This is a genomic window from Klebsiella spallanzanii (assembly GCF_902158555.1).
GTDB classification, from domain to species: domain Bacteria; phylum Pseudomonadota; class Gammaproteobacteria; order Enterobacterales; family Enterobacteriaceae; genus Klebsiella; species Klebsiella spallanzanii.
The window spans coordinates 129493-150829 of the sequence record NZ_CABGGS010000023.1; the positions used below are offsets into that span (position 1 = coordinate 129493).

A 21337-nucleotide genomic window follows, 5' to 3' on the forward strand; every position below is an offset into this window, starting at 1 on the left:
TGATGAATTGAGGTGCTTATGCGCTGGCAAGGACGTCGCGAAAGCGACAATGTTGAAGATCGTCGTGGTCAATCTGGTTCGCCGATGGGCGGAGGTGGCGGTTTTCGTCTCCCCAGCGGGAAAGGCGGTATCGTGTTGCTGATTATTATCCTGGTGGCGGGATATTACGGCGTAGATTTAACCGGCATGCTGACCGGCGAGCCGGTCACCCAGCAGCAAACCACCACGCAGCGTTCCATTAGTCCACAGGATGATGAAGCCGCGAAGTTTACTAAAGTCGTCCTCGCGGATACGGAAGACACCTGGGGCGCGATTTTCAAAGAGATGGGCCGTCAGTATCCGCAGCCAAAGCTGGTGATGTATCGTGGCGCGACGCGCACCGCCTGCGGCACCGGCCAGTCGGTGATGGGGCCTTTTTATTGCCCTGCGGACAGCACGGTGTATATCGACCTGTCATTCTACGATGAGATGAAAACCAAGCTCGGCGCGGGCGGCGACTTTGCTCAGGGCTACGTTATCGCCCATGAGGTGGGCCATCACGTACAAAAACTACTGGGTATTGAAGCGAAAGTGCGCCAACTGCAGCAAAATGCTTCACAGGCGGAAGCGAATCGCCTGTCGGTGAAAATGGAGCTACAGGCGGACTGCTTTGCGGGCGTGTGGGGCTACAATATGCAGAAACAGGACGTGATGGAGACCGGTGATCTGCAGGAGGCGTTGAACGCCGCCGAGGCGATTGGCGACGATCGTTTGCAGCAGCAGAGCCAGGGGCGCGTGGTGCCGGACAGCTTTACTCACGGGACGTCGCAGCAGCGCTACACCTGGTTTAAACGCGGTTTTGACAGCGGCGACCCGGCGCAGTGCAATACCTTCGGCAAAGCGCTGTAATTGCTGTCTGTTATGGATGAACTGCTTCACCTGACGGCGCAAATGGCGCATGAGGGCATTCGCCGCCTGCTGGTACTTAGCGGCGATGATACCTGGAGCCTGCGCCAGGCGCAAATCTTGCGTACCGCGCTATCCGGAGACGGTCTGTGGGTTGGCCCGCAGCCGATGCCGGAGCCGTACGTCTCTTCTGTTGCACTAAAATCATTGCTGGGACGCGAATTTCAGCACGCCTTTTTCGATGCTCGCGAAGGGTTTGATGTAGCGGCATTTGCCGCGTTAGCCGGTACGCTGCGCGCGGGAAGCTGGCTGGTATTGCTCACTCCAGACTTTGCGCAATGGCCGACTCAACCTGATGCGGATTCACTGCGCTGGAGTGATAGCTCCGAACCGGTCCCTACGCCTAATTTTGTTTACCGTTTTTGCCAGCAGATCGTGACGGAAAAAGAGTCAATACTCTGGCGTCAGGGTAATGAACTCGCCGTGCCTGATTTTCCTGTGCGTACGCAATGGCATCCCGCCGACGGTCATCCGCAGGCGGAGCAGGCCGCCGTTCTTGCCGAACTGGCTGACTTCCCTCCCGGTATTGCCGCGCTGACCGCCGAACGCGGACGAGGAAAGTCGGCTCTTGCAGGGATGTTGATTCGCCAGATAGCGGGAGACGCTGTCGTCACGGCACCCGCGCGCGCAGCCACAGATGTGATGACGGCTTTTGCAGGTGAAGGCTTTCGCTTTATGGCCCCCGATGCGTTACTGGCGTCAGAGTGTGAGGCTTCATGGCTGATTGTTGACGAGGCCGCCGCAATCCCTGGGCCGCTGTTGCGCCAGCTTATCGCTCGTTTCCCGAGGACGCTGCTGACCACCACCGTGCAGGGCTACGAAGGTACCGGGCGCGGCTTTCTGCTTAAATTTTGCGCCAGCTTTTCACATTTACGCCAGTTTAGTTTGACGACGCCCATCCGCTGGGCGGCCGGCTGTCCGTTGGAGGCGGCCATTGCTAAGTTGCTGCTGTTTAGCGACGAGACCTTCCAGCACGCGCCCGCTGGTGATGTGGTGCTGGAAGAGATCAGCCAGGCTAGCTGGCAGCAGCAGCCTGCTTTACTGGAGGCGATGTATCAACTGCTCTCGGGGGCGCACTATCGCACTTCGCCGCTGGATCTCCGGCGCATGATGGATGCGCCGGGGCAGCATTTTACCTGCGCCCGCAGCGGTGAGCGCATCGCCGGCGCGCTGTGGCTGGTGGAAGAGGGCGGTCTTGAGCCGTCGCTTAGCCAGGCGGTATGGGCTGGCTATCGCCGCCCGCGCGGCAATCTGGTTGCACAGTCGCTGGCGGCGCACGGCGGTAGCCCGCTGGCGGCGACGCTCATGGGGCTGCGTATCAGTCGTATTGCCGTGCACCCGGCTCGCCAGCGTGAAGGATTGGGGCGACGGTTGGTCGCCGGTGCGGCGGTCCAGGCATCGGGGCGGGATTACCTTTCTGTCAGTTTTGGCTATACGCCTGAGCTGTGGCGATTCTGGCAACGCTGCGGTTTTACGCTGGTGCGGCTGGGAACCCACCGGGAAGCCAGCAGCGGCTGTTATAGCGCAATGGCGCTCTATCCCATCAGCGCCGCTGGTCGGTATCTGGCTCAACAGGAAGCTCAACGGTTACTTCGCGACGAGCGCTGGCTGCGCCACTGGCGAGATGAACCTTCGCTGCTGACTACGCCGGAAGAAGCGACTATCTTTACTGAAGAGGACTGGCTGGAGGCCGCGGGTTTTGCATTTGCTCATCGCCCGCTGCTGACGGCTGTTGGCTGCCTGAATCGCCTGCTCATTCAGGTGGATTTACCGCTTTCGGCGCTGCGCGCGCGTCTGCAGCAGGAGGATGAGGTAGAGCTTTGCCGCGCGTTACGGCTGTCCGGGCGAAAAGCGCTGCTGGCCAGGCTACGCGATGAGGCGGCGCAGGCGTTATCAAGCCTGGACGCAACCCGCACCAGGGATCTACGTCAACAGGTCGAAATGCTGCAATTTTTTTAACTAACTCCTTCAGTTAATTGGCATGGTCATATTTCGCCTGCGGCGTAAACTTCCTTGCAGACATTAAGGAGACAGCCATGAAACACGACCATTTTGTTGTTCAAAGCCCCGCGACCCCTGCACAGCAACTGCTGCTGCTGTTTCATGGCGTCGGCGATAACCCGGTTGCCATGGGACAAATCGGCAGCTGGTTTGCGCCGCTCTTCCCGGATGCGCTGATCGTCAGTATCGGTGGCGTAGAGCCGTGCGGCCCGCCTCCTGGACGCCAGTGGTTCTCCGTGCAGGGCGTCACTGAAGAGAACCGCCAGCAGCGTGTAGACGCCATTATGCCAACCTTTATCGAGACCGTTCGCTACTGGCAGCAGCAAAGCGGCGTCGGCCCGCAGGCAACAGCGCTAATTGGCTTCTCGCAAGGGGCGATAATGTCGCTGGAGAGCATTAAAGCTGAGCCGGGTCTGGCATCGCGAGTGATCGCCTTTAACGGCCGCTATGCGACGTTGCCGGAAGCGGCGACGACGGCGACGACCATCCACCTGATTCACGGCGGTGAAGATCGCGTTATCGATCTGGCATGGGCGGTAGCCGGGCAAGAAGCGCTTCAGCAGGCAGGCGGTGATGTAACGCTGGATATTGTTGAGGACCTGGGACACGCCATTGACGATCGCAGCATGCAGTTTGCGCTCGATCATCTGCGTTTTACCGTACCGAAGCACTATTTTGACGAAGCGCTCAGCGGCAGTACGCCAAAAGACAGCGACATTATCGAGCTGCTGTAAATAAAAAACCCGGAGGCGATGCTGCGCATCTGTCCGGGCTACAAAAGTGCACCCTGTGCGGGCCCGTAGTTCGGGCAAGGTGCTTACTTTTTCTTCGACTGGTCGTTCTTCGGCCAGTCATCATCATCGTCCCACTTATCGTTGAAGTCGCGATGCGGCGGAAGATCCGGCTTATTGTTGAGAAATTTTTTATGGTCAACGCGGGTAAGATCCTTAATCACGTTGATCATGACGCCCACTAAAAATACCAACACCAGGATCCACCAGTATTTCGATAGCCAATCCATGCGCTCTACCTCTTATCTATTGATGCCGTCAGGCGACCAGTTGTTCCATGATGCGTTGGTACATCCGCGCCAGCAGCTGGAGGTCGGCAGCATTCACACACTCATTTATTTTATGGATGGTGGCATTCACGGGCCCCAGCTCAACCACCTGCGCGCCCATACGTGCGATAAAACGCCCATCGGAAGTGCCGCCGTTAGTCAGCAACTGCGGTTTTATTTCATTATAGTGCTCAATGGCGTTTACTACCGCATCAACCAGCTTACCGCGGCTGGTCAGGAACGGCTGGCCTGAGAGCCACCAGTCAACGCTATAGCGTAGTTCGTACTTATTCAGCAGCGCCGCGACGCGTGCTTTGATCATTTCGTCGGTCAGCTCGGTGCTAAAGCGGAAGTTGAACTGCACGAACATATCGCCGGGAATAACGTTGTTGCTGCCGGTTCCGGACTGCACGTTGGCGATTTGCATACTGGTCGGCGGGAAGAATTCGTTGCCTTTATCCCACTCGATATTCACCAGCTCCGCCAGCATCGGCGCAGCGCGGTGTACCGGGTTATCGGCGAGATGCGGATAGGCAACGTGCCCCTGTACGCCGTGAATGGTCAGGTTGCAGGTCAGAGAGCCGCGGCGGCCATTTTTGACAACATCGCCCACGACCTCGGTGCTGGACGGTTCGCCCACCAGGCAGTAATCCAGGCGCTCGTTGCGCGCCATCAGCGCTTCAACAACCTTAACGGTGCCGTTTTTGGCGCTGGCCTCTTCATCAGAGGTTATCAGGAATGCCAGGCGGCCTTTATGATCTGGATACTGGGCGACAAAGCGTTCGGCGGCAACCACCATCGCGGCCAGAGAACCTTTCATATCCGCCGCGCCGCGGCCAAACAGCATACCGTCGCGAATCGTGGGTTCGAACGGCGGATTAATCCAGCGGTCGGCATCACCTGAAGGGACGACATCGGTATGACCGGCGAAGGCCAGCGTTTCTCCGCGCCCGCGCCAGGCCCAGAAGTTTTGGGTATCCCCGAAATCCATCGGTTCAACGGTAAAGCCAATCGCACGTAGGCGTTCAACCATTAACGCCTGACATCCCGCATCATCGGGGCTGAGGGAAGGGCGGCGAATAAGCTGCTGAGCCAGCTCAATGACCGGGCAAGACATAGACTACACCTCGTTAAACTGCTGATAACTTGATTCACTGAAACCCAGCAGCATAGGCTGACCGGGCGCGCAGAGCAATGGGCGTTTAATGATTGCCGGCATTTCCAGCATCAGTTTCGCCGCGGCGTCGGCGTTGTTGATACCGGCACGGACCGTTTCATCCAGCTTGCGCCAGGTGGTGCCCCGGGTGTTGAGCAGCGCTTCCCAACCGAGTTCGTCGATAAAAGTGTCTAGTAATTCGCGGTCCAGACCATCGACGCGATAATCATGAAAACGATATTCTATCTGCTGGGCTTCCAGCCAGCGGCGGGCCTTTTTTATGGTGTCGCAGTTTTTTATCCCGTACATGGTGAGCATGATTAAACCTTTTCCATTGAATTAAACGTTTGACCAGGAATGTTCCGAATATATAAGTCGTTAATAAATAATACGTGAATTACGTTAATAAATATCAGTTTTTACCCGTAATATATATCAAACGTTACATATTGGTTGTTTTTTGTGCGCTCAATGGCGCGTGCCCTGGTGGGAAGCCGAGTGCGAGCAGACTGTGCACATGAACAAATGTTGCTAAATGTTGCTATTGGTCACATTAACCTGGCCAAAATCGGCTCATAGTACTTACGAATGAAAGGGGCCGTTGCGGAGGCGATAATTAAAGTCATCAGAGCGATAGCGTAAACCGTCTGTTAACCATCAATGAGTTTTCATAGAATCACCCATAATAATAAGAGAGGCTATTATGATTGAACATGAACTGGGGAACTGGAAAGATTTTATCGAAGGCATGCTTCGTAAATAAATTTCCGCAATAAGAGCATGGCGATTCCGCAGGCAGAATAATAATGCAGTTGAAGCGACCATATGAAAAAGGCGACACATCCGGTCGCCTTTTCTGTTATTTGGCCCCGATGAAAAACAGGGGCCATGCCTTTGTTACTGCGGTCGTTCCTTGAGCGGGAAGCGGCGGCGTACCAGCACGAAGAACAGCGGTACGAAGAAAATCGCCAGTACGGTGGCGGAGATCATCCCGCCCATCACTCCGGTACCCACGGCATGCTGACTTCCTGATCCCGCGCCGGTACTGGTGGCCATCGGCAGTACGCCGAAGATGAACGCCAGCGAGGTCATCAAAATTGGCCGCAGGCGCTGACGGCAGGCGGAGAGCGTGGCGGTCAGTAAGTCTTCACCTTTCTGATTCAGCTCATTGGCAAATTCGACGATAAGAATCGCGTTTTTCGCCGACAAGCCGATTACCGTCAGCAGACCGACCTGGAAGTAAACATCGTTTTCCAGCCCGCGCATCCAGGTCGCCAGCAGCGCGCCGATAACCCCCAGCGGCACCACCAGCATCACCGAGAACGGCACCGACCAGCTTTCGTACAGCGCTGCCAGACACAGGAACACCACCAGCAGTGAAATAGCGTACAGCGCCGGAGCCTGCGCCCCGGAGAGGCGTTCCTGATAGGACATCGCTGTCCACTCAAGACCAAAGCCGTTTGGCAACTGCTGAGCCAGTTCCTCCATAATCGTCATAGCGGTACCGGTACTCACGCCCGGCGCGGCTTCACCAACGATTTCTACCGCCGAGTAGCCGTTGTAGCGTTCCAGACGCGGTGAGCCGGTCTCCCAGCGTGAGGTGGCGAAGGCGGAGAAGGGCACCATCGTGCCGTTGTTGTTGCGTACATACCACAAATTGATATCGTCCGGCAGCATACGATACGGCGCGGCCGCCTGAACGTAGACCTTCTTCACGCGTCCCCGGTCCATAAAATCATTGACGTAGCTTGAGCCCCACGCCGTTTGCAGCGTGTCATTGATATCGTCAATGGAGACCCCTAACGCCTGCGCTTTACGCTGATCGATATCAACTTGCAGCTGTGGGCTATCGTCGAGGCCGTTATGGCGGACGCGAGTCAGCTGGTTATTTTTGGCAGCCAGTTCCAGCAGGGTATCGCGAGCGGCCATTAGCGCTTCGTGACCGTTGCCCGCGTGGTCTTCCAGTTCCATATCGAAACCGGCGGAACTGCCCAGGCCGCTGATAGCCGGTGGGCTGCTGGCAAAGACGCGAGCCTCTGTAATTTTGTTAAACGCTTTGGTGGCGCGTTCGATAATGGCGAAAGATGAGCCAGTGGTGGGATCGCGCTGGTCCCAGTCCTTCAGGCGTACGAACATGCGCGCCACGTTCTGGCCGTTGCCGCCGGGGCCGGAGCCGATAGTTGCGAACACCGATTCGACGTTTTCTTTCTCATTTTTCAGGAAGTAATCTTCTGCTTGCTGCACTACTTTCAGGGTTTGCTGTTGGGTTGCCCCGCTTGGCAACTGCACCGAGGTGGTAAACATGCCGCGGTCTTCCAGCGGCAGGAACGACGTTGGCAGATGCAGGAACAGAAACACCATCCCCCCCAGCAGCAGGACGTAGATCATTATCCAGCGCAGCGAACGATGAAGAATTTTGCCGACGGCAGTTTCGTAGCGGCTGGCGTTGCGGTTGAACATGCGGTTAAACCAGCCGAAGAAGCCCCGCTGTCCGTGGGTTTCACCTTTATGAATCGGTTTTAATAGCGTGGCGCACAGCGCCGGGGTCAGGATCATCGCAACCAGAACAGACAGTACCATCGCCGAGACAATGGTGATCGAGAACTGGCGATAGATAGCGCCGGTGGTGCCGCCGAAAAAGGCCATCGGCACAAATACTGCCGAAAGCACCATGGCGATACCGACCAGTGCGCCCTGAATCTGCCCCATCGATTTACGCGTTGCTTCGCGCGGCGAGAGGCCCTCCTCGCTCATGATACGCTCGACGTTTTCCACCACCACAATGGCATCATCCACCAGCAGGCCAATCGCCAGCACCACGGCAAACATGGTTAAGGTGTTAATACTGTAGCCGCAGGCGAAGAGGACGGCGAAGGTCCCCATCAGCACCACCGGTACGGCTATCGTCGGGATAAGCGTCGCGCGGAAGTTTTGCAGGAACAGATACATCACGAGGAAGACCAGCGCGATGGCTTCAAGCAGCGTTTTCACCACGTCGGTAATCGATGCTTTAACGAAAGAGGTGGTTTCGTAAGCAACTTTGTATTCCAGACCGTGCGGGAAGTATTGCGATAGTTCGTTCAGACGGCTGATGACACGTTCGGCGGTCGCCATTTCGTTAGCGCCGGATGCCAGTTTTATCCCCAGACCGGAAGCGGCCTGACGGTTGTAGCGGCTAAGATAATCGTATTTTTCCGCCCCCATTTCGACGGTGGCGACGTCGCCGAGGGTGACTTCTGAACCATCCTGGTTAACCCGCAGGGTGATATCGCGAAACTGCTCCGGGGTTTGTAGTAACGATTGTGAATTAATCGTGGCGTTAAGCGCCTGCTTATCTATCGACGGCGTGCCGCCTAACTGGCCGACGGCGATCTGCGCGTTCTGCGAGGAAATGGCATCGGTGACGTCTTTTGCCGTCATCTGAAAACTGTTGAGTTTGGCCGGGTCGAGCCAGATGCGCATTGAGTACTGAGAACCGTAGGCGTCAATGTCGCCTACGCCGTTCACCCGGCTTAGCGGGTCCTGAATATTACTGGCGACGTAGTCGGCGATATCCTGTTTATCCATGCTGCCGTCGGTAGAGACGAAGGCGATGGTCAGGATGTTGGTATCCCCGGTTTTGCGTACCGTGACGCCCTGGTTTTGTACAGCCTGCGGGAGTTTGCGCATTGCCGATTGCAGCTGGTTTTGTACCTGCTGGACGGCTTCATCCGGGTCGGTGCCGGCGGTAAAGCTCAGCGTTACGGTTGCCTGGCCGGTGCCGCTGCTTTGGGATGACATATACATCAGGTTGTCGAGGCCGGTCATATTCTGCTCGATAACCTGAGTCACAGTATTTTCCAGCGTCTGTGCTGAAGCGCCTGGGTAGTTCGCCGTGACCCGCACGTTAGGGGGGGCTAGTTCGGGATACTGCTCAACGGGAAGCGACAAGATTGCGAGCGTACCGGTCAGGCATAAAAGGATTGCCAGAACCCACGCAAAAATGGGGCGATCGATAAAAAAATTCGCCATCAGAATTAGGACCTCATTTTGCACATTTTTTTGTTATTGCACAGCCTGTGACACTCTAGCGGCAAGCCCTCAGGCAATCGTGGAGAAATTAAGGAGATAGTGTAATTTATCATGTGCCTTTTATGGCAGCGTAAAGAACTGTCCTGCTATCTCTACCGATATTTATTTCTCTTCCGCGCCTCGCCGCGGCCACTCGAATGCAACCAATTATTACTTAGCTAAATAAAACGTAATTTCATTTAAGTCAAAAAAATTGATCCAACTCGGGTTATCACCAAAAAATCGCTAACCTGGGCAAATGTACATTGTTCCGGCACCACCTTGTCGGGTAATAGATAAGCATGCGAATTGAGGGGTTATTCACCAATAAGACTGAAGGATGTCATGAACCACTTTATTTTAAGCGATAGTCATAAGTGCATCGGATGCAAGGCTTGTGAAGTTGCCTGCGTCATGGCGCACAACGATGAGCAGCATGTATTGACCCCGCAGCGTTTTCTGCCGCGCATTACGGTTATCAAAAGCGAGCAAAAACGTAACGCAGTAACATGTCACCATTGTGAAGGGGCGCCCTGCGCCCGCAGTTGTCCAAATGGCGCAATCAGCCAGCTTAACGGCAGCGTCCAGGTTAATCAGGAGAAATGCATCGGCTGTAAATCCTGTATGGTTGCCTGCCCGTTTGGCGTGATGCAAATTGTTCTGACGCCAGTACAGGAGGGAAGAGTCAAAGCGACGGCGCATAAATGTGATTTGTGCGATGGTCGCGAAGAGGGGCCAGCCTGCGTGCAAAACTGTCCGGCGGAGGCGCTACAGCTGGCGACGGACAACACGTTGTTGAATCTGGCGAAACAGCGGCGTCAACGCGCGGCGCGTCTGGGTCACTCCAGCGCGGTGATATCGTCCTGTACCGCCGGGAAAGTCGCTCAGATGGAGGCGACGCCACCGCGTGGTGAACCGGATAAGCTCTCCGCCGAGGCGCGTAAGGCCAATTTTGCTGAGATTTATCTGCCGTTCAGCGCTGGGCAGGCCAACCGAGAGGCGGAACGCTGCCTTAAGTGCGGCGATCACAGCATTTGTGAGTGGACCTGCCCGCTGCATAACCATATTCCGCAATGGATTGAGCGCGTAAAAGAGGGGGATATTTCCGCTGCCGTAGAGCTTTCTCACCAGACCAACTGCCTGCCGGAAATTACCGGCCGCGTCTGCCCGCAGGATCGCCTGTGCGAAGGGGCCTGTACGATACGCGATGAGCACGGTTCGGTGACGATCGGCAACATTGAACGCTATATCTCTGACCAGGCGCTGGCCAACGGCTGGCGGCCGGACCTTTCGCAGGTGGTTGAAAGCGGCAAACGGGTCGCGATTATCGGTGCCGGTCCCGCCGGGCTTGCCTGCGCTGACCGGCTGGTGCGCAACGGCGTGAGCCCGGTGGTGTTTGACCGCCATCCGGAAATCGGCGGTTTGCTGACCTTCGGTATCCCGGCCTTCAAGCTGGATAAATCACTCCTTGCCCGGCGACGTGAAATCTTCACCCAGATGGGGGTGCGTTTTGAGCTTAACTGTGAGATTGGCAAGGATATCCCGCTGACCACGCTGCTTGATGACTACGATGCGGTGTTTATTGGTGCCGGAACCTATCGCTCGATGAAAGCGGATCTGCCGAACGAAGACGCGCCGGGCGTATACGACGCGCTGCCGTTCCTGATTGCCAACACCAAGCAGGTGATGGGGCTTCTGGAGCTGCCGGAAGAGCCTTACGTCAATACCGAAGGGCTGAACGTCGTGGTGCTCGGCGGCGGCGATACGGCGATGGATTGCGTGCGCACCGCGCTGCGACACGGCGCGAAGCAGGTCACCTGTGCCTATCGTCGCGATGAGGCCAATATGCCCGGCTCGAAGAAAGAGGTTAAAAACGCGCGTGAAGAGGGGGCATCGTTTGAGTTCAACGTCCAGCCGGTCACCCTGGAGCTGGATGACGAGGGGCACGTCAACGGCGTACGTTTCCTGCGGACCCAGCTTGGCGCGCCGGATGCTCAGGGGCGTCGCAGCCCGTCGCCGATTCCCGGTAGCGAGTTCGTGATGCCCGCTGATGCGGTGATTATGGCCTTTGGTTTCCATCCGCACGGCATGCCGTGGCTGGAGTCAGTCGGCGTTAAGCTCGATAGCCGCGGTCGGATCAAAGCTAATGTCGAAAGCCGCTATCGTTACCAGACCACCCATCGCAAGGTGTTTGCCGGCGGCGATGCGGTACGCGGTGCCGATCTGGTGGTGACCGCCATGGCGGAAGGCCGCCACGCGGCGCAGGGGATCATGGATTTCCTCGGCGTTAAATCGATTCCGCTCCACTAACGACAAAGCGGGTTCCGCAGCGTAGTATGGCAACGTCATTTCTCGCTGTGGGGCCCGTATGTCACTCAATATCAACGTTATCAAAGATAAAATCCTCTCCAAAAACTGGTTCGTGTTACGCAATATGACCTATGAGCTGACGCGCAGCGACGGCAGTGTTGTTCGCCATAAGCGCGAGGTCTACGATCGCGGCAACGGCGCCACTATCATGCTGTACAACCGCCGTAAGCAGAGCGTAGTGCTGGTACGCCAGTTCCGCGTCGCGACCTGGGTAAACGGCAACGAAGACGGAATGTTGATTGAGACCTGCGCCGGGCTGCTGGATAACGACGAGCCGGAAGCGTGCGTGCGCAAAGAGGCCATTGAGGAAACGGGCTTTGAAGTCGGCGAAGTGCGTAAACTGTTTGAGCTGTATATGTCCCCCGGCGGCGTCACCGAGCTGATTCACTTCTTTATTGCCGAATACAGCGACGCCCAGCGGGCCAACGATGGTGGCGGCGTTGATGATGAAGAGATTGAAGTGCTGGAACTGCCCTTCAACAAGGCGCTGGAGATGATGGCGAACGGGGAAATTCGCGATGGCAAAGCGGTGATCCTGCTGCAATATTTGCAAACGTCCGGGCTGATGGACGGGGATCTCTGATAAATCTGATTGAGTAAAACCTCTCCGCTGGTGAACATAGCCGCTGTTTATGGCGTTTTCATCGGGGTTGTGCCGCTCATGTTGTATCGGATTATTGGGTTTCTGTTTTTCGGTTTGCTGCCGACATCGCTGGTGTGGGCGGCGCCGGCGCAACAGCTCTTCAGCGACTGGCTGGTGACCTGCAATAATCAGAATTTCTGCGTGGCCCGTAATGTGGGGTTACACCACGGTCTGGTCATGACCCTCACCCGCAGCGCCGGGGCAGCGACTAACGCCAGCCTGCGCATTGAACTCGGCGGCGTGGGCAACCCGGTCGCCGCGCTGGCGCCGATTGCGCCGCGCCTTCAGCTCGACGGCAAACCTCTGGCCCTCGGCGACAAACACTGGCAGATTGCCGACAAACTCCTTAAAACCGACGATAGCGACACTATCGATGCCTTCCTGCATCAGGTACAGACAGCCAAGACCATCACACTTGAAAACGGCCTGCAGACACTCTCTTTACAGGGGCTGAAAGCCGCGCTGCTGTTTATCGATAACCGGCAAAAGCGAGTGGGTAGCGAAACCGCGTGGGTAGGGAAAGGGGAAGAGCCGCCGCTCAGCGTTCCGCCTGCTCCCGCACTGCGATCGGTGACAAAAATCGATATGGCGCAGTCGCCCCTTAGCCGCGATGAACTTAACGATCTGATGGATTACGGTAACGAGCGGATGAATAGCAGCGCCTGTTCGTTGGATCCGTTTCGCCGCGAGGTGCGAGTCGCTGCGCTCACTGACGATAAAGTTCTGCTGATGACCAGTTGCGAAGCGGGTGCCTACAACACGATTTGGCTGGCCTGGCTGGTTTCGCGCCAGCGACCGTACGTTGCTCATCCGGTGCGCCTCACGCTACCCTTTCAGCCGCCCGGCGAGGCCCCGCGTGAAGTTGAGCTGGTTAACGCCAGCTATGATGACCGACGACAGGAACTGGTGACGCTGGATAAAGGGCGCGCGTCCGGCGACTGCGGGACGCAAACGCGCTGGCGCTATGATGGCCAGCGGTTTAGCCTTGTGCGCTACGCCCAGCAGCCGCAGTGCGATAACTGGCAGGGGCCAGATGCCTGGCCCACTTTATGGGTTACCCGTTCTGTACCTCATCTCCCACGCTGACGATATGGTCAACGGTAAAGCCAAAGAACGGGAAGAGTTCATCTGCTGGAGCAGATTCGCCAAAGCCAGTCATGCCGACGACCTTGCCTTTTACGCCGACGTACTTGTACCAGTAGTCGGCGATTCCTGCCTCGACGGCGACGCGGGCGCTGACGTCAGAGGGAAGGACTGACTCCCGATACGCCTCGTCCTGTGCGTCAAATACATCAGTCGAAGGCAGGGAGACAACCCGCACGTTGACGCCTTTGGCGAGCAGCTTCTCCGCCGCCAGTACCGTTATCTCCACTTCCGAACCGGTGGCTATCAGGATCAGGTCCGGCTTGCCGCCAGCGTCCTTCAACACGTAGCCGCCGCGGGCGATATTCTGCACTTGTTCCGGTGTCCGCGCCATTTGCGTCAGATTTTGCCTTGAGAGGATCAGCGCTGTCGGGCCCGTGTTTCTGGCGATAGCTGCCTGCCATGCCACCGCCGTTTCTACCTGATCGCACGGCCGCCAGGTACTGAAGTTCGGCGTCAGGCGCAGGCTGGCAAGCTGCTCCACAGCCTGGTGGGTTGGACCGTCTTCCCCGAGACCGATGGAATCATGGGTATAGACCATGATTTGCCGTGCTTTCATCAGCGCCGCCATGCGTGCCGCGTTACGGGCATACTCGACAAACATCAGAAAAGTGGACGTGTAGGGGATAAAACCGCCGTGCAGCGCGATGCCGTTAGCGATGGCGGTCATGCCAAATTCACGCACGCCGTAGTGAATATAGTTTCCGGCGGGTTCTTCTTTAATCGACCGCGATCCGGACCAGATGGTCAGGTTACTTGGCGCGAGGTCCGCCGAACCGCCCAGCAGCTCCGGCAGTATCGGGCCGTAAGCGTTCAGAGCATTCTGCGATGCTTTGCGGCTGGCGATTTTTGCCGGTTCAGCCTGTAGCCTGGCGATATAGCTTTGCGTGGTTTCCGCCCAGTTTTCCGGGAGTTCGCCGCTCATTCTGCGGCTGAGCTCCGCCGCCAGCTCAGGATACTGTTGCTGATAATCGGCGAATTTTGCGTTCCACGCATGTTCGGCCTTTTCGCCGCGTGGTCGGGCGTCCCAGCCTTGATAAATTTCTTTCGGGATCTCAAACGGTGGAGACTTCCAGCCCAGTTTTTCGCGGGCTAAGGCGACCTCTTTTTCCCCCAGAGCCGCACCATGCGCTTCCTCTTTCCCGGCTTTATTTGGCGAGCCAAAACCAATCACCGTTCGGCAGATTATCAGCGATGGTTTGTCCTTCACGCTTTGAGCTTCCAGAATGGCTTGCTTCACGGCCTGCGGATCGTGACCGTCGATTTCATGCACGACGTGCCAGTGGTAGGCCTCGAAGCGTTTTGCCGTGTCATCGGTAAACCAGCCTTTAACTTCGCCGTCAATAGAGATGCCGTTGTGGTCATAGAAGCCGATGAGCTTTCCTAACCCAAGGGTACCCGCCAGCGAGCTGGCCTCGTGAGAAATACCTTCCATCAGACAGCCGTCGCCCATAAACACGTAAGTGAAGTGGTCAACAACATCATGTCCTGGACGATTGAACTGCGCGGCGAGCGTACGTTCGGCAATGGCCATTCCCACGGCGTTGGCCAACCCCTGTCCCAGTGGGCCGGTCGTGGTTTCAACGCCTGGCGTATAACCATGCTCCGGATGACCGGGAGTTTTTGAATGCAGCTGGCGAAAGCGCTTGAGCTCATCCATCGGCAGATCGTAACCGGTGAGGTGCAGCAGGCTGTAGAGCAGCATTGAAGCGTGACCGTTGGAGAGGATAAAGCGGTCGCGATCGTACCAGTGGGGGTTCTCAGGGTTGTGCTTAAGAAAATCGTTCCACAGCACCTCTGCGATATCAGCCATGCCCATCGGCGCGCCGGGGTGGCCGGAGTTGGCTTTCTGGACAGCATCCATACTCAGGGCGCGGATGGCGTTGGCAAGTTCTCTACGGGACATAATATGCTCCTGAAACAATACGTTGCATGAGTTTTTATTGGCTTAGGATAGAGAGGTTGATGAGTTGCATAACTAAAAAGCATAGCAGATGGGGCTATCATTGCTTCCGAATCTAAGTTACATAAACATTATAAATCGATAACAAATATAACTTTGTTTTGGCGAGAGTTTGGCGGTGTTCAAAGTTTATGAAGCCGTCAGGCGAGATACTAGGTGGCCCTTTAGGGTGAACACCAGGTACGCCATTACGTTTCACCCCCCTACGATCGATACGTGAAAGGAACGATAAAATGGATGAGCAGTTAAAACAAAGCGCCCTCGACTTCCATGAATTCCCCGTCCCCGGAAAAATCCAGGTTTCCCCGACGAAGCCCCTTGCGACCCAGCGCGATCTGGCGCTGGCCTACTCGCCGGGCGTCGCCGCACCCTGTCTGGAAATCGAGAAGGACCCGCTGGCAGCCTATAAATATACCGCTCGCGGCAACCTGGTTGCGGTGGTCTCCAACGGTACTGCGGTACTGGGGCTAGGCCATATCGGCGCTCTGGCCGGTAAGCCGGTTATGGAAGGGAAAGGCGTTCTGTTTAAAAAATTCGCTGGTATCGATGTGTTTGATATTGAAGTCGATGAACTGGACCCGGACAAATTTATCAACGTCGTCGCGGCGCTGGAGCCGACTTTCGGCGGTATCAACCTGGAGGATATTAAAGCGCCGGAGTGCTTCTACATTGAGCAGAAGCTGCGCGAGCGCATGAATATTCCGGTCTTCCATGACGATCAGCACGGTACGGCGATTATCAGTACGGCGGCGATTCTTAACGGTCTTCGGGTGGTGGAAAAAAACATCTCCGACGTACGGATGGTGGTTTCCGGCGCGGGCGCGGCGGCGATTGCCTGTATGAACCTGCTGGTGGCGCTGGGAATGCAGAAACACAACATTGTGGTCTGCGACTCGAAAGGGGTTATCTACAAAGGCCGCGAGCCGAACATGGCGGAAACCAAAGCGGCTTACGCGGTGGAAGACAGCGGCAAACGTACGCTGGATGACGTGATTGACGGGGCGGACATTTTCCTCGGCTGCTCGGGACCGAAAGTACTGACCCAGGAGATGGTGAAGAAAATGGCTCGCGCGCCAATGATTCTGGCGCTGGCTAACCCGGAGCCGGAAATTCTGCCGCCGCTGGCGAAAGAGGTGCGCTCCGACGCCATTATTTGCACCGGTCGCTCCGACTATCCAAACCAGGTTAACAACGTACTGTGCTTCCCGTTCATCTTTCGCGGGGCGCTGGACGTCGGCGCAACGGCGATTAATGAAGAGATGAAGCTGGCGGCGGTAAACGCGATTGCCGAGCTGGCTCATGCCGAACAGAGCGAAGTCGTCGCCTCCGCCTACGGCGATCAGGACCTGAGTTTCGGCGCGGAATATATCATTCCAAAACCGTTCGATCCGCGCTTGATCGTCAAGATTGCACCGGCGGTGGCGAAAGCGGCGATGGACTCCGGCGTAGCAACCCGCCCGATTGCCGATTTCGATGCCTACGTTGAGAAGCTGAGCGAGTTTGTCTATAAAACGAACCTGTTTATGAAGCCGATTTTCTCACAGGCGCGTAAAGAGCCGAAGCGGGTGGTGCTGGCGGAAGGTGAAGATACCCGTGTGCTGCACGCGACTCAGGAGCTAGTCTCTCTCGGGCTGGCGAAACCGATCCTGATCGGTCGCCCCGGCGTCATCGAAATGCGTATCCAGAAGCTGGGGCTGCAGATCAAAGCTGGCGTTGATTTTGAAATTGTGAATAACGAGTCCGATCCGCGCTTTAAAGAGTACTGGAACGAATATTACAATCTGATGAAGCGCCGCGGGATCACGCAGGAACAGGCACAGCGTGCGGTGATCAGCAACACCACGGTGATTGGGGCGATCATGGTGCAACGCGGCGAAGCCGATGCGATGATCTGCGGCACCATTGGTGATTATCACGAGCACTATGGCGTGATTCAGCCGTTGTTCGGCTATCGCGATGGGGTTCATGCGGCGGGGGCGATGAATGCGCTGCTGCTGCCAAGCGGCAACACTTTTATTGCTGATACCTACGTCAACCACGATCCGTCGCCGGAGCAGATTGCTGAAATCACCCTGATGGCGGCGGAGACCGTTCGTCGTTTCGGGATTGAACCACGGGTGGCGCTGCTATCGCACTCGAACTTTGGCTCTTCGGACTGTCCGTCTGCCAGCAAAATGCGCCAGGCGCTGGAGCTGGTGAAGGCGCAGGCGCCGGATTTGATGATCGATGGTGAGATGCACGGCGATGCCGCGCTGGTGGAAAGTATCCGTAACGACCGGATGCCGGATAGTCCGCTGAAAGGCTCGGCGAATATCCTGGTGATGCCGAATATGGAAGCGGCGCGTATTAGTTACAACTTACTGCGCGTCTCCAGCTCCGAAGGCGTTACCGTCGGGCCGGTACTGATGGGCGTGGCGAAGCCAGTGCATATTCTGACACCCATTGCTTCGGTAAGGCGTATCGTGAATATGGTGGCGCTGGCGGTTGTCGAAGCGCAAACTCAACCGCTGTAATATTCGTTTAATTAATTCAGGCGCGGGAAATCTTCCCGCGCTTTTTTATTTCTGCTCATAAGTGATCTACCTCACCTTTTAAATCAGCTTGCCGAATTTTGTTATTTACTCCAGCAAAAACTTGTCACGATTAGCTCAAGTTTTAGCGGAGCGGTGAGTCATGGATAAAGAACGCATCATTCAGGAGTTTGTACCCGGCAAGCAGGTTACGCTGGCGCATCTGATTGCGCACCCCGGTGCAGAGCTGGCGAAAAAGATCGGCGTTCCCGAATCCGGCGCTATCGGTATTATGACCTTAACCCCTGGAGAAACCGCCATGATCGCTGGTGATTTGGCGATGAAGGCCGCCGATGTGCATATCGGTTTTCTCGACCGGTTTAGCGGTGCGCTGGTGATTTATGGCTCGGTCGGGGCGGTCGAAGAGGCGCTAATCCAGACGGTTAGCGGGCTTGGTCGATTATTAAATTATACCCTCTGTGAGTTAACGAAAAGCTAATTAGAGGCGGCGATGAAACGTATTGCATTTGTCGGTACGGTGGGCGCGGGGAAAACAACGCTATTTAACGCGTTACAGGGGAATTATTCCCTCGCCAGGAAAACGCAGGCCGTGGAATTTAATGAACAGGGCGATATCGACACGCCAGGAGAATATTTCAGCCATCCACGGTGGTATCACGCCTTAATTACCACGCTGCAGGATGTTGATACGCTGATTTATGTCCATGCGGCTAATGACACAGAAAGTCGCTTGCCTGCCGGGTTATTGGATATTGGCGCGAATAAACGACATATCGCCGCGATTAGTAAAACGGACATGCCGGATGCCGACGTTGCTGCGGTACGGCAATTACTGCACGGGATGGGGTTTCAGGAGCCGATTTTTGAGCTCAACAGTCACGACCCGCAAAGCATAGCGCATCTGGTGAATTACTTGAGTGAGCTCAGCCAAAAGGAGGAAGGGGCAGGTGAAGAAACTAATCACAGCTAACGATATTCGTGCGGCCCACGCACGCGGCGAACAGGAAATATCGGTCGTTCTGCGCGCCAGTATCATCACCCCGGAAGCCCGCGAAGTCGCGGAGCTGCTGGGCGTATCCATCAAAGAATGCGATGAGTCTGCACCCGCTACGGCGGTGCCGGTTACAGAGGATAAAACCGAAAGCCAGCGCATTCGCGAAACCATTATCGCGCAGCTGCCGGAAGGGCAGTTTACCGAAAGCCTGGTCGCGCAGCTGATGGACAAAGTGATGAAGGAGAAGCAGTCGCTGTCGCTGGGTGAGATGCAGCCCAGCTTTAAGTCAGTCACCGGCAAAGGCGGGATAAAAGTGATTGATGGCGGCAGCGTGAAATTCGGCCGTTTCGACGGTGCTGAACCGCAATGCATTGGTCTGACGGATCTGGTTACCGAGCAGGACGGCAGCAGCATGGCCGCCGGGTTTATGCAGTGGGAAAACGCCTTTTTCCCATGGACGCTGAACTATGACGAAGTGGATATGGTGCTGGAGGGCGAACTGCACGTTCGTCATGAAGGTGAAACCATGATTGCCAAAGCCGGAGACGTGATGTTTATCCCAAAAGGTTCAAGCATTGAATTTGGCACCCCGTCGACCGTGCGCTTCCTGTACGTTGCCTGGCCTGCGAACTGGCAATCGCTATGAAAGATTTCATCACCGAAGCCTGGCTCAGGGCAAACCACACGCTCAGCGAAGGAGCAGAAATTCATCTGCCCGCTGATGCCCGCCTGACGCCATCGGCCCGTGAACTGCTGGAAAGCCGCCGTCTGCGTATCAAGTTTATCGACGAGCAGGGAAGCCTGTTTGTTGATGACGAAGAGCAGCAGCCGCAGCCGGTACACGGTTTGACCAGCAGCGACACGCATCCGCAGGCCTGCTGCGAGCTGTGTCGTCAGCCGGTGGTGAAAAAAACCGACACCCTGACCCATCTGACAGCAGACAAAATGGTCGCCAAAAGCGACCCGCGGCTGGGATTTCGCGCTGCGCTTGATAGCACCATTGCTCTGGCGGTGTGGCTGCAAATCGAACTGGCGGAACCGTGGCAGCCGTGGCTGGCGGATATTCGTTCGCGTCTGGGCAACATTATGCGCGCCGACGCCATGGATGAACCGCTGGCGGCGCAGTCCATCGTCGGCTTGAACGAAGATGAGCTGCACCGGCTTTCCCATCAGCCGCTGCGCTATCTCGACCACGATCATCTGGTGCCGGAAGCCAGCCACGGGCGGGATGCCGCGCTGCTGAATCTGCTACGCACCAAAGTCCGGGAAACGGAAACCGTCGCCGCGCAGGTCTTTATTACCCGCAGTTTTGAGGTATTGCGCCCGGACATCCTGCAGGCGCTGAACCGCCTCTCCAGCGCGGTCTACGTGATGATGATTTTAAGCGTGGTGCAGCATCCGCTTACCGTTAGCCAGATCCAACAACGTCTGGGAGGCGAACAATGATTATTGAACGCGCCCGTCAACTTGCTTTGCGTTCGCCCGCCAGGGTGGTCTTTCCGGATGCGCTGGACGAACGCGTTCTCAAAGCGGCCCACTATCTGCAGCAGCAGGGGCTGGCAAGACCGATTTTGATCGCCAGCCCCTTTGCTCTGCGCCAGTTTGCGCTCAGCCACCGCGTGCCGATGGACGGTATTCAGGTCATCGACCCGCACAGCAATCTGTCCATGCGCGAAGCGTTTGCCGAGCGCTGGCTGGCCCGTGCCGGAGAGAAAACGCCGTCGGATGCGCTGGAAAAACTCAATGACCCGCTGATGTTCGCCGCCGCGATGGTCAGCGCGGGTAAGGCCGATGTGTGCATTGCTGGCAATCTTTCGTCAACGGCGAACGTGCTGCGCGCCGGATTGCGGATTATTGGCCTACTGCCGGGCTGCAAAACGCTGTCGTCAATTTTCCTGATGCTGCCGCAGTACATCGGACCGGCATTAGGCTTCGCCGATTGCAGCGTGGTGCCGCAGCCGACGGCGGCGCAACTGGCGGATATCGCTATCGCCAGCGCCGACACCTGGCGAGCCATTACCGGCGAGGAGCCGCGAGTCGCGATGCTGTCTTTCTCAAGCAACGGCAGCGCCCGTCACCCCAATGTTGCCAACGTACAGCAGGCGACCGAGATCGTCCGCCAGCGTGCGCCGCAGCTGATGGTGGACGGCGAACTGCAGTTTGATGCCGCTTTCGTGCCGGACGTCGCCGCGCAAAAAGCGCCCGCCAGCCCGCTTGAAGGCAATGCGAACGTGATGGTCTTCCCATCGCTGGAGGCAGGCAACATCGGCTACAAAATCGCCCAGCGCCTGGGCGGCTATCGCGCCGTAGGTCCGTTGATTCAGGGACTTGCCGCACCGCTTCACGACCTCTCCCGAGGCTGTAGTGTGCAGGAAATTATCGAACTGGCGTTAGTGGCAGCCGTGCCGCGCCAGGCTGACGTAAGCCGCGAGAGCCGCTTACAAACATTGGTTGAATGAACGGTCCCGTTCTGGACCCCCT

At 56.7% G+C, this 21337-nt stretch carries 17 protein-coding genes and 1 pseudogene; 13 read left to right on the top strand and 5 right to left on the bottom strand.

What is annotated here, in order from left to right; translation table 11 throughout:
- Nucleotides 1–18: 18 nt before the first annotated feature.
- From ypfJ to ypfH, 3 genes are all read left to right on the top strand, one after another.
- Entirely contained in the window at nucleotides 19–888 is an 870-nt protein-coding gene (gene ypfJ / locus FN082_RS15650; protein WP_139536740.1) for a KPN_02809 family neutral zinc metallopeptidase, read from the top strand.
- 12 nt (nucleotides 889–900) lie between these two features.
- Nucleotides 901–2904: a tRNA(Met) cytidine acetyltransferase TmcA gene (locus tag FN082_RS15655; RefSeq protein ID WP_142981898.1), complete on the top strand. Its 2004-nt coding sequence runs from the start codon at nucleotides 901–903 to the stop codon at nucleotides 2902–2904.
- Nucleotides 2905–2981: 77 nt separating this feature from the next.
- Complete coding sequence (gene ypfH, locus FN082_RS15660; protein WP_139536738.1) at nucleotides 2982–3680, top strand: esterase; 699 nt, start codon at nucleotides 2982–2984, stop codon at nucleotides 3678–3680.
- Between the two features lie 83 nt (nucleotides 3681–3763).
- Here ypfH and FN082_RS15665 read toward each other — a convergent pair whose 3' ends face one another.
- The 3 genes from FN082_RS15665 to FN082_RS15675 are packed head-to-tail and all read right to left on the bottom strand — an operon-like array spanning nucleotide 3764 to nucleotide 5480.
- On the bottom strand, nucleotides 3764–3967 hold the full coding sequence (locus FN082_RS15665) for a YpfN family protein (RefSeq protein WP_139536737.1): 204 nt from the start codon (nucleotides 3965–3967) through the stop codon (nucleotides 3764–3766).
- A gap of 28 nt (nucleotides 3968–3995) precedes the next feature.
- On the bottom strand, nucleotides 3996–5123 hold the full coding sequence (gene dapE, locus FN082_RS15670; RefSeq protein WP_139536736.1) for a succinyl-diaminopimelate desuccinylase: 1128 nt from the start codon (nucleotides 5121–5123) through the stop codon (nucleotides 3996–3998).
- A gap of 3 nt (nucleotides 5124–5126) precedes the next feature.
- Nucleotides 5127–5480, bottom strand: a complete 354-nt coding sequence (locus FN082_RS15675) for an ArsC family reductase (RefSeq protein ID WP_139536735.1) — start codon at nucleotides 5478–5480, stop codon at nucleotides 5127–5129.
- A gap of 385 nt (nucleotides 5481–5865) precedes the next feature.
- Between FN082_RS15675 and ypfM the strand changes: the two genes are divergently transcribed.
- The gene (gene ypfM / locus FN082_RS15680) at nucleotides 5866–5925 is read left to right on the top strand and encodes a protein YpfM (protein ID WP_100181659.1); all 60 of its coding nucleotides are present in this window, start codon (nucleotides 5866–5868) and stop codon (nucleotides 5923–5925) included.
- 134 nt (nucleotides 5926–6059) lie between these two features.
- On the opposite strand, the gene acrD is transcribed toward ypfM, so the two are convergent.
- Nucleotides 6060–9173, bottom strand: coding sequence for a multidrug efflux RND transporter permease AcrD (gene acrD, locus FN082_RS15685; protein WP_139536734.1), 3114 nt, complete (start codon nucleotides 9171–9173; stop codon nucleotides 6060–6062).
- A gap of 384 nt (nucleotides 9174–9557) precedes the next feature.
- On the opposite strand from acrD, the gene aegA reads away from it, so the two are divergent.
- From aegA to FN082_RS15700, 3 genes and pseudogenes are all read left to right on the top strand, one after another.
- Nucleotides 9558–11522, top strand: coding sequence for a formate-dependent uric acid utilization protein AegA (aegA, locus tag FN082_RS15690; protein WP_139536733.1), 1965 nt, complete (start codon nucleotides 9558–9560; stop codon nucleotides 11520–11522).
- A 58-nt stretch (nucleotides 11523–11580) separates the two neighbouring features.
- A pseudogene (nudK, locus tag FN082_RS15695) lies at nucleotides 11581–12178 on the top strand (GDP-mannose pyrophosphatase NudK).
- A 65-nt stretch (nucleotides 12179–12243) separates the two neighbouring features.
- Nucleotides 12244–13311 carry a DUF1176 domain-containing protein gene (locus FN082_RS15700; protein ID WP_139536731.1) on the top strand — a complete coding sequence of 356 codons (1068 nt, stop codon included), beginning with the start codon at nucleotides 12244–12246 and terminating at the stop codon, nucleotides 13309–13311.
- On the opposite strand, the gene tkt is transcribed toward FN082_RS15700, so the two are convergent.
- Nucleotides 13280–15274 (bottom strand): transketolase, encoded by a 1995-nt coding sequence (tkt, locus tag FN082_RS15705; protein ID WP_139536730.1) that lies wholly within the window; start codon nucleotides 15272–15274, stop codon nucleotides 13280–13282. The genes FN082_RS15700 and tkt overlap by 32 nt on opposite strands.
- A gap of 290 nt (nucleotides 15275–15564) precedes the next feature.
- Between tkt and maeB the strand changes: the two genes are divergently transcribed.
- The 6 genes from maeB to pta all read left to right on the top strand — a co-directional run bounded on the left by maeB (nucleotide 15565) and on the right by pta (nucleotide 21315).
- Complete coding sequence (gene maeB / locus FN082_RS15710) at nucleotides 15565–17844, top strand: NADP-dependent oxaloacetate-decarboxylating malate dehydrogenase (RefSeq protein ID WP_139536729.1); 2280 nt, start codon at nucleotides 15565–15567, stop codon at nucleotides 17842–17844.
- Nucleotides 17845–18004: 160 nt separating this feature from the next.
- On the top strand, nucleotides 18005–18340 hold the full coding sequence (gene eutS / locus FN082_RS15715; protein ID WP_004104395.1) for an ethanolamine utilization microcompartment protein EutS: 336 nt from the start codon (nucleotides 18005–18007) through the stop codon (nucleotides 18338–18340).
- A 12-nt stretch (nucleotides 18341–18352) separates the two neighbouring features.
- The gene (gene eutP, locus FN082_RS15720) at nucleotides 18353–18832 is read left to right on the top strand and encodes an ethanolamine utilization acetate kinase EutP (protein ID WP_139536728.1); all 480 of its coding nucleotides are present in this window, start codon (nucleotides 18353–18355) and stop codon (nucleotides 18830–18832) included.
- Complete coding sequence (gene eutQ / locus FN082_RS15725; RefSeq protein ID WP_139536727.1) at nucleotides 18810–19502, top strand: ethanolamine utilization acetate kinase EutQ; 693 nt, start codon at nucleotides 18810–18812, stop codon at nucleotides 19500–19502. Before eutP ends, eutQ begins: the two co-directional genes overlap by 23 nt.
- Nucleotides 19499–20302 (top strand): ethanolamine utilization cob(I)yrinic acid a,c-diamide adenosyltransferase EutT, encoded by an 804-nt coding sequence (eutT, locus tag FN082_RS15730; protein WP_142981900.1) that lies wholly within the window; start codon nucleotides 19499–19501, stop codon nucleotides 20300–20302. Before eutQ ends, eutT begins: the two co-directional genes overlap by 4 nt.
- Nucleotides 20299–21315, top strand: coding sequence for a phosphate acetyltransferase (gene pta / locus FN082_RS15735; RefSeq protein WP_142981901.1), 1017 nt, complete (start codon nucleotides 20299–20301; stop codon nucleotides 21313–21315). Before eutT ends, pta begins: the two co-directional genes overlap by 4 nt.
- Nucleotides 21316–21337 lie beyond the last annotated feature (22 nt).

What these genes read in the sequence shown, in the direction of transcription:
- aegA (WP_139536733.1), top strand. Translation starts at nt 9,558, where the DNA reads ATGAACCACTTTATTTTAAGCGATAGTCATAAGTGCATCGGATGCAAG.
- ypfJ (WP_139536740.1), top strand. Translation starts at nt 19, where the DNA reads ATGCGCTGGCAAGGACGTCGCGAAAGCGACAATGTTGAAGATCGTCGT.
- maeB (WP_139536729.1), top strand. Translation starts at nt 15,565, where the DNA reads ATGGATGAGCAGTTAAAACAAAGCGCCCTCGACTTCCATGAATTCCCC.
- tkt (WP_139536730.1), bottom strand. Translation starts at nt 15,274, where the DNA reads ATGTCCCGTAGAGAACTTGCCAACGCCATCCGCGCCCTGAGTATGGAT.
- ypfH (WP_139536738.1), top strand. Translation starts at nt 2,982, where the DNA reads ATGAAACACGACCATTTTGTTGTTCAAAGCCCCGCGACCCCTGCACAG.
- dapE (WP_139536736.1), bottom strand. Translation starts at nt 5,123, where the DNA reads ATGTCTTGCCCGGTCATTGAGCTGGCTCAGCAGCTTATTCGCCGCCCT.
- FN082_RS15700 (WP_139536731.1), top strand. Translation starts at nt 12,244, where the DNA reads ATGTTGTATCGGATTATTGGGTTTCTGTTTTTCGGTTTGCTGCCGACA.
- eutS (WP_004104395.1), top strand. Translation starts at nt 18,005, where the DNA reads ATGGATAAAGAACGCATCATTCAGGAGTTTGTACCCGGCAAGCAGGTT.
- acrD (WP_139536734.1), bottom strand. Translation starts at nt 9,173, where the DNA reads ATGGCGAATTTTTTTATCGATCGCCCCATTTTTGCGTGGGTTCTGGCA.
- FN082_RS15675 (WP_139536735.1), bottom strand. Translation starts at nt 5,480, where the DNA reads ATGCTCACCATGTACGGGATAAAAAACTGCGACACCATAAAAAAGGCC.
- eutT (WP_142981900.1), top strand. Translation starts at nt 19,499, where the DNA reads ATGAAAGATTTCATCACCGAAGCCTGGCTCAGGGCAAACCACACGCTC.
- FN082_RS15665 (WP_139536737.1), bottom strand. Translation starts at nt 3,967, where the DNA reads ATGGATTGGCTATCGAAATACTGGTGGATCCTGGTGTTGGTATTTTTA.
- FN082_RS15655 (WP_142981898.1), top strand. Translation starts at nt 901, where the DNA reads ATGGATGAACTGCTTCACCTGACGGCGCAAATGGCGCATGAGGGCATT.
- pta (WP_142981901.1), top strand. Translation starts at nt 20,299, where the DNA reads ATGATTATTGAACGCGCCCGTCAACTTGCTTTGCGTTCGCCCGCCAGG.
- eutP (WP_139536728.1), top strand. Translation starts at nt 18,353, where the DNA reads ATGAAACGTATTGCATTTGTCGGTACGGTGGGCGCGGGGAAAACAACG.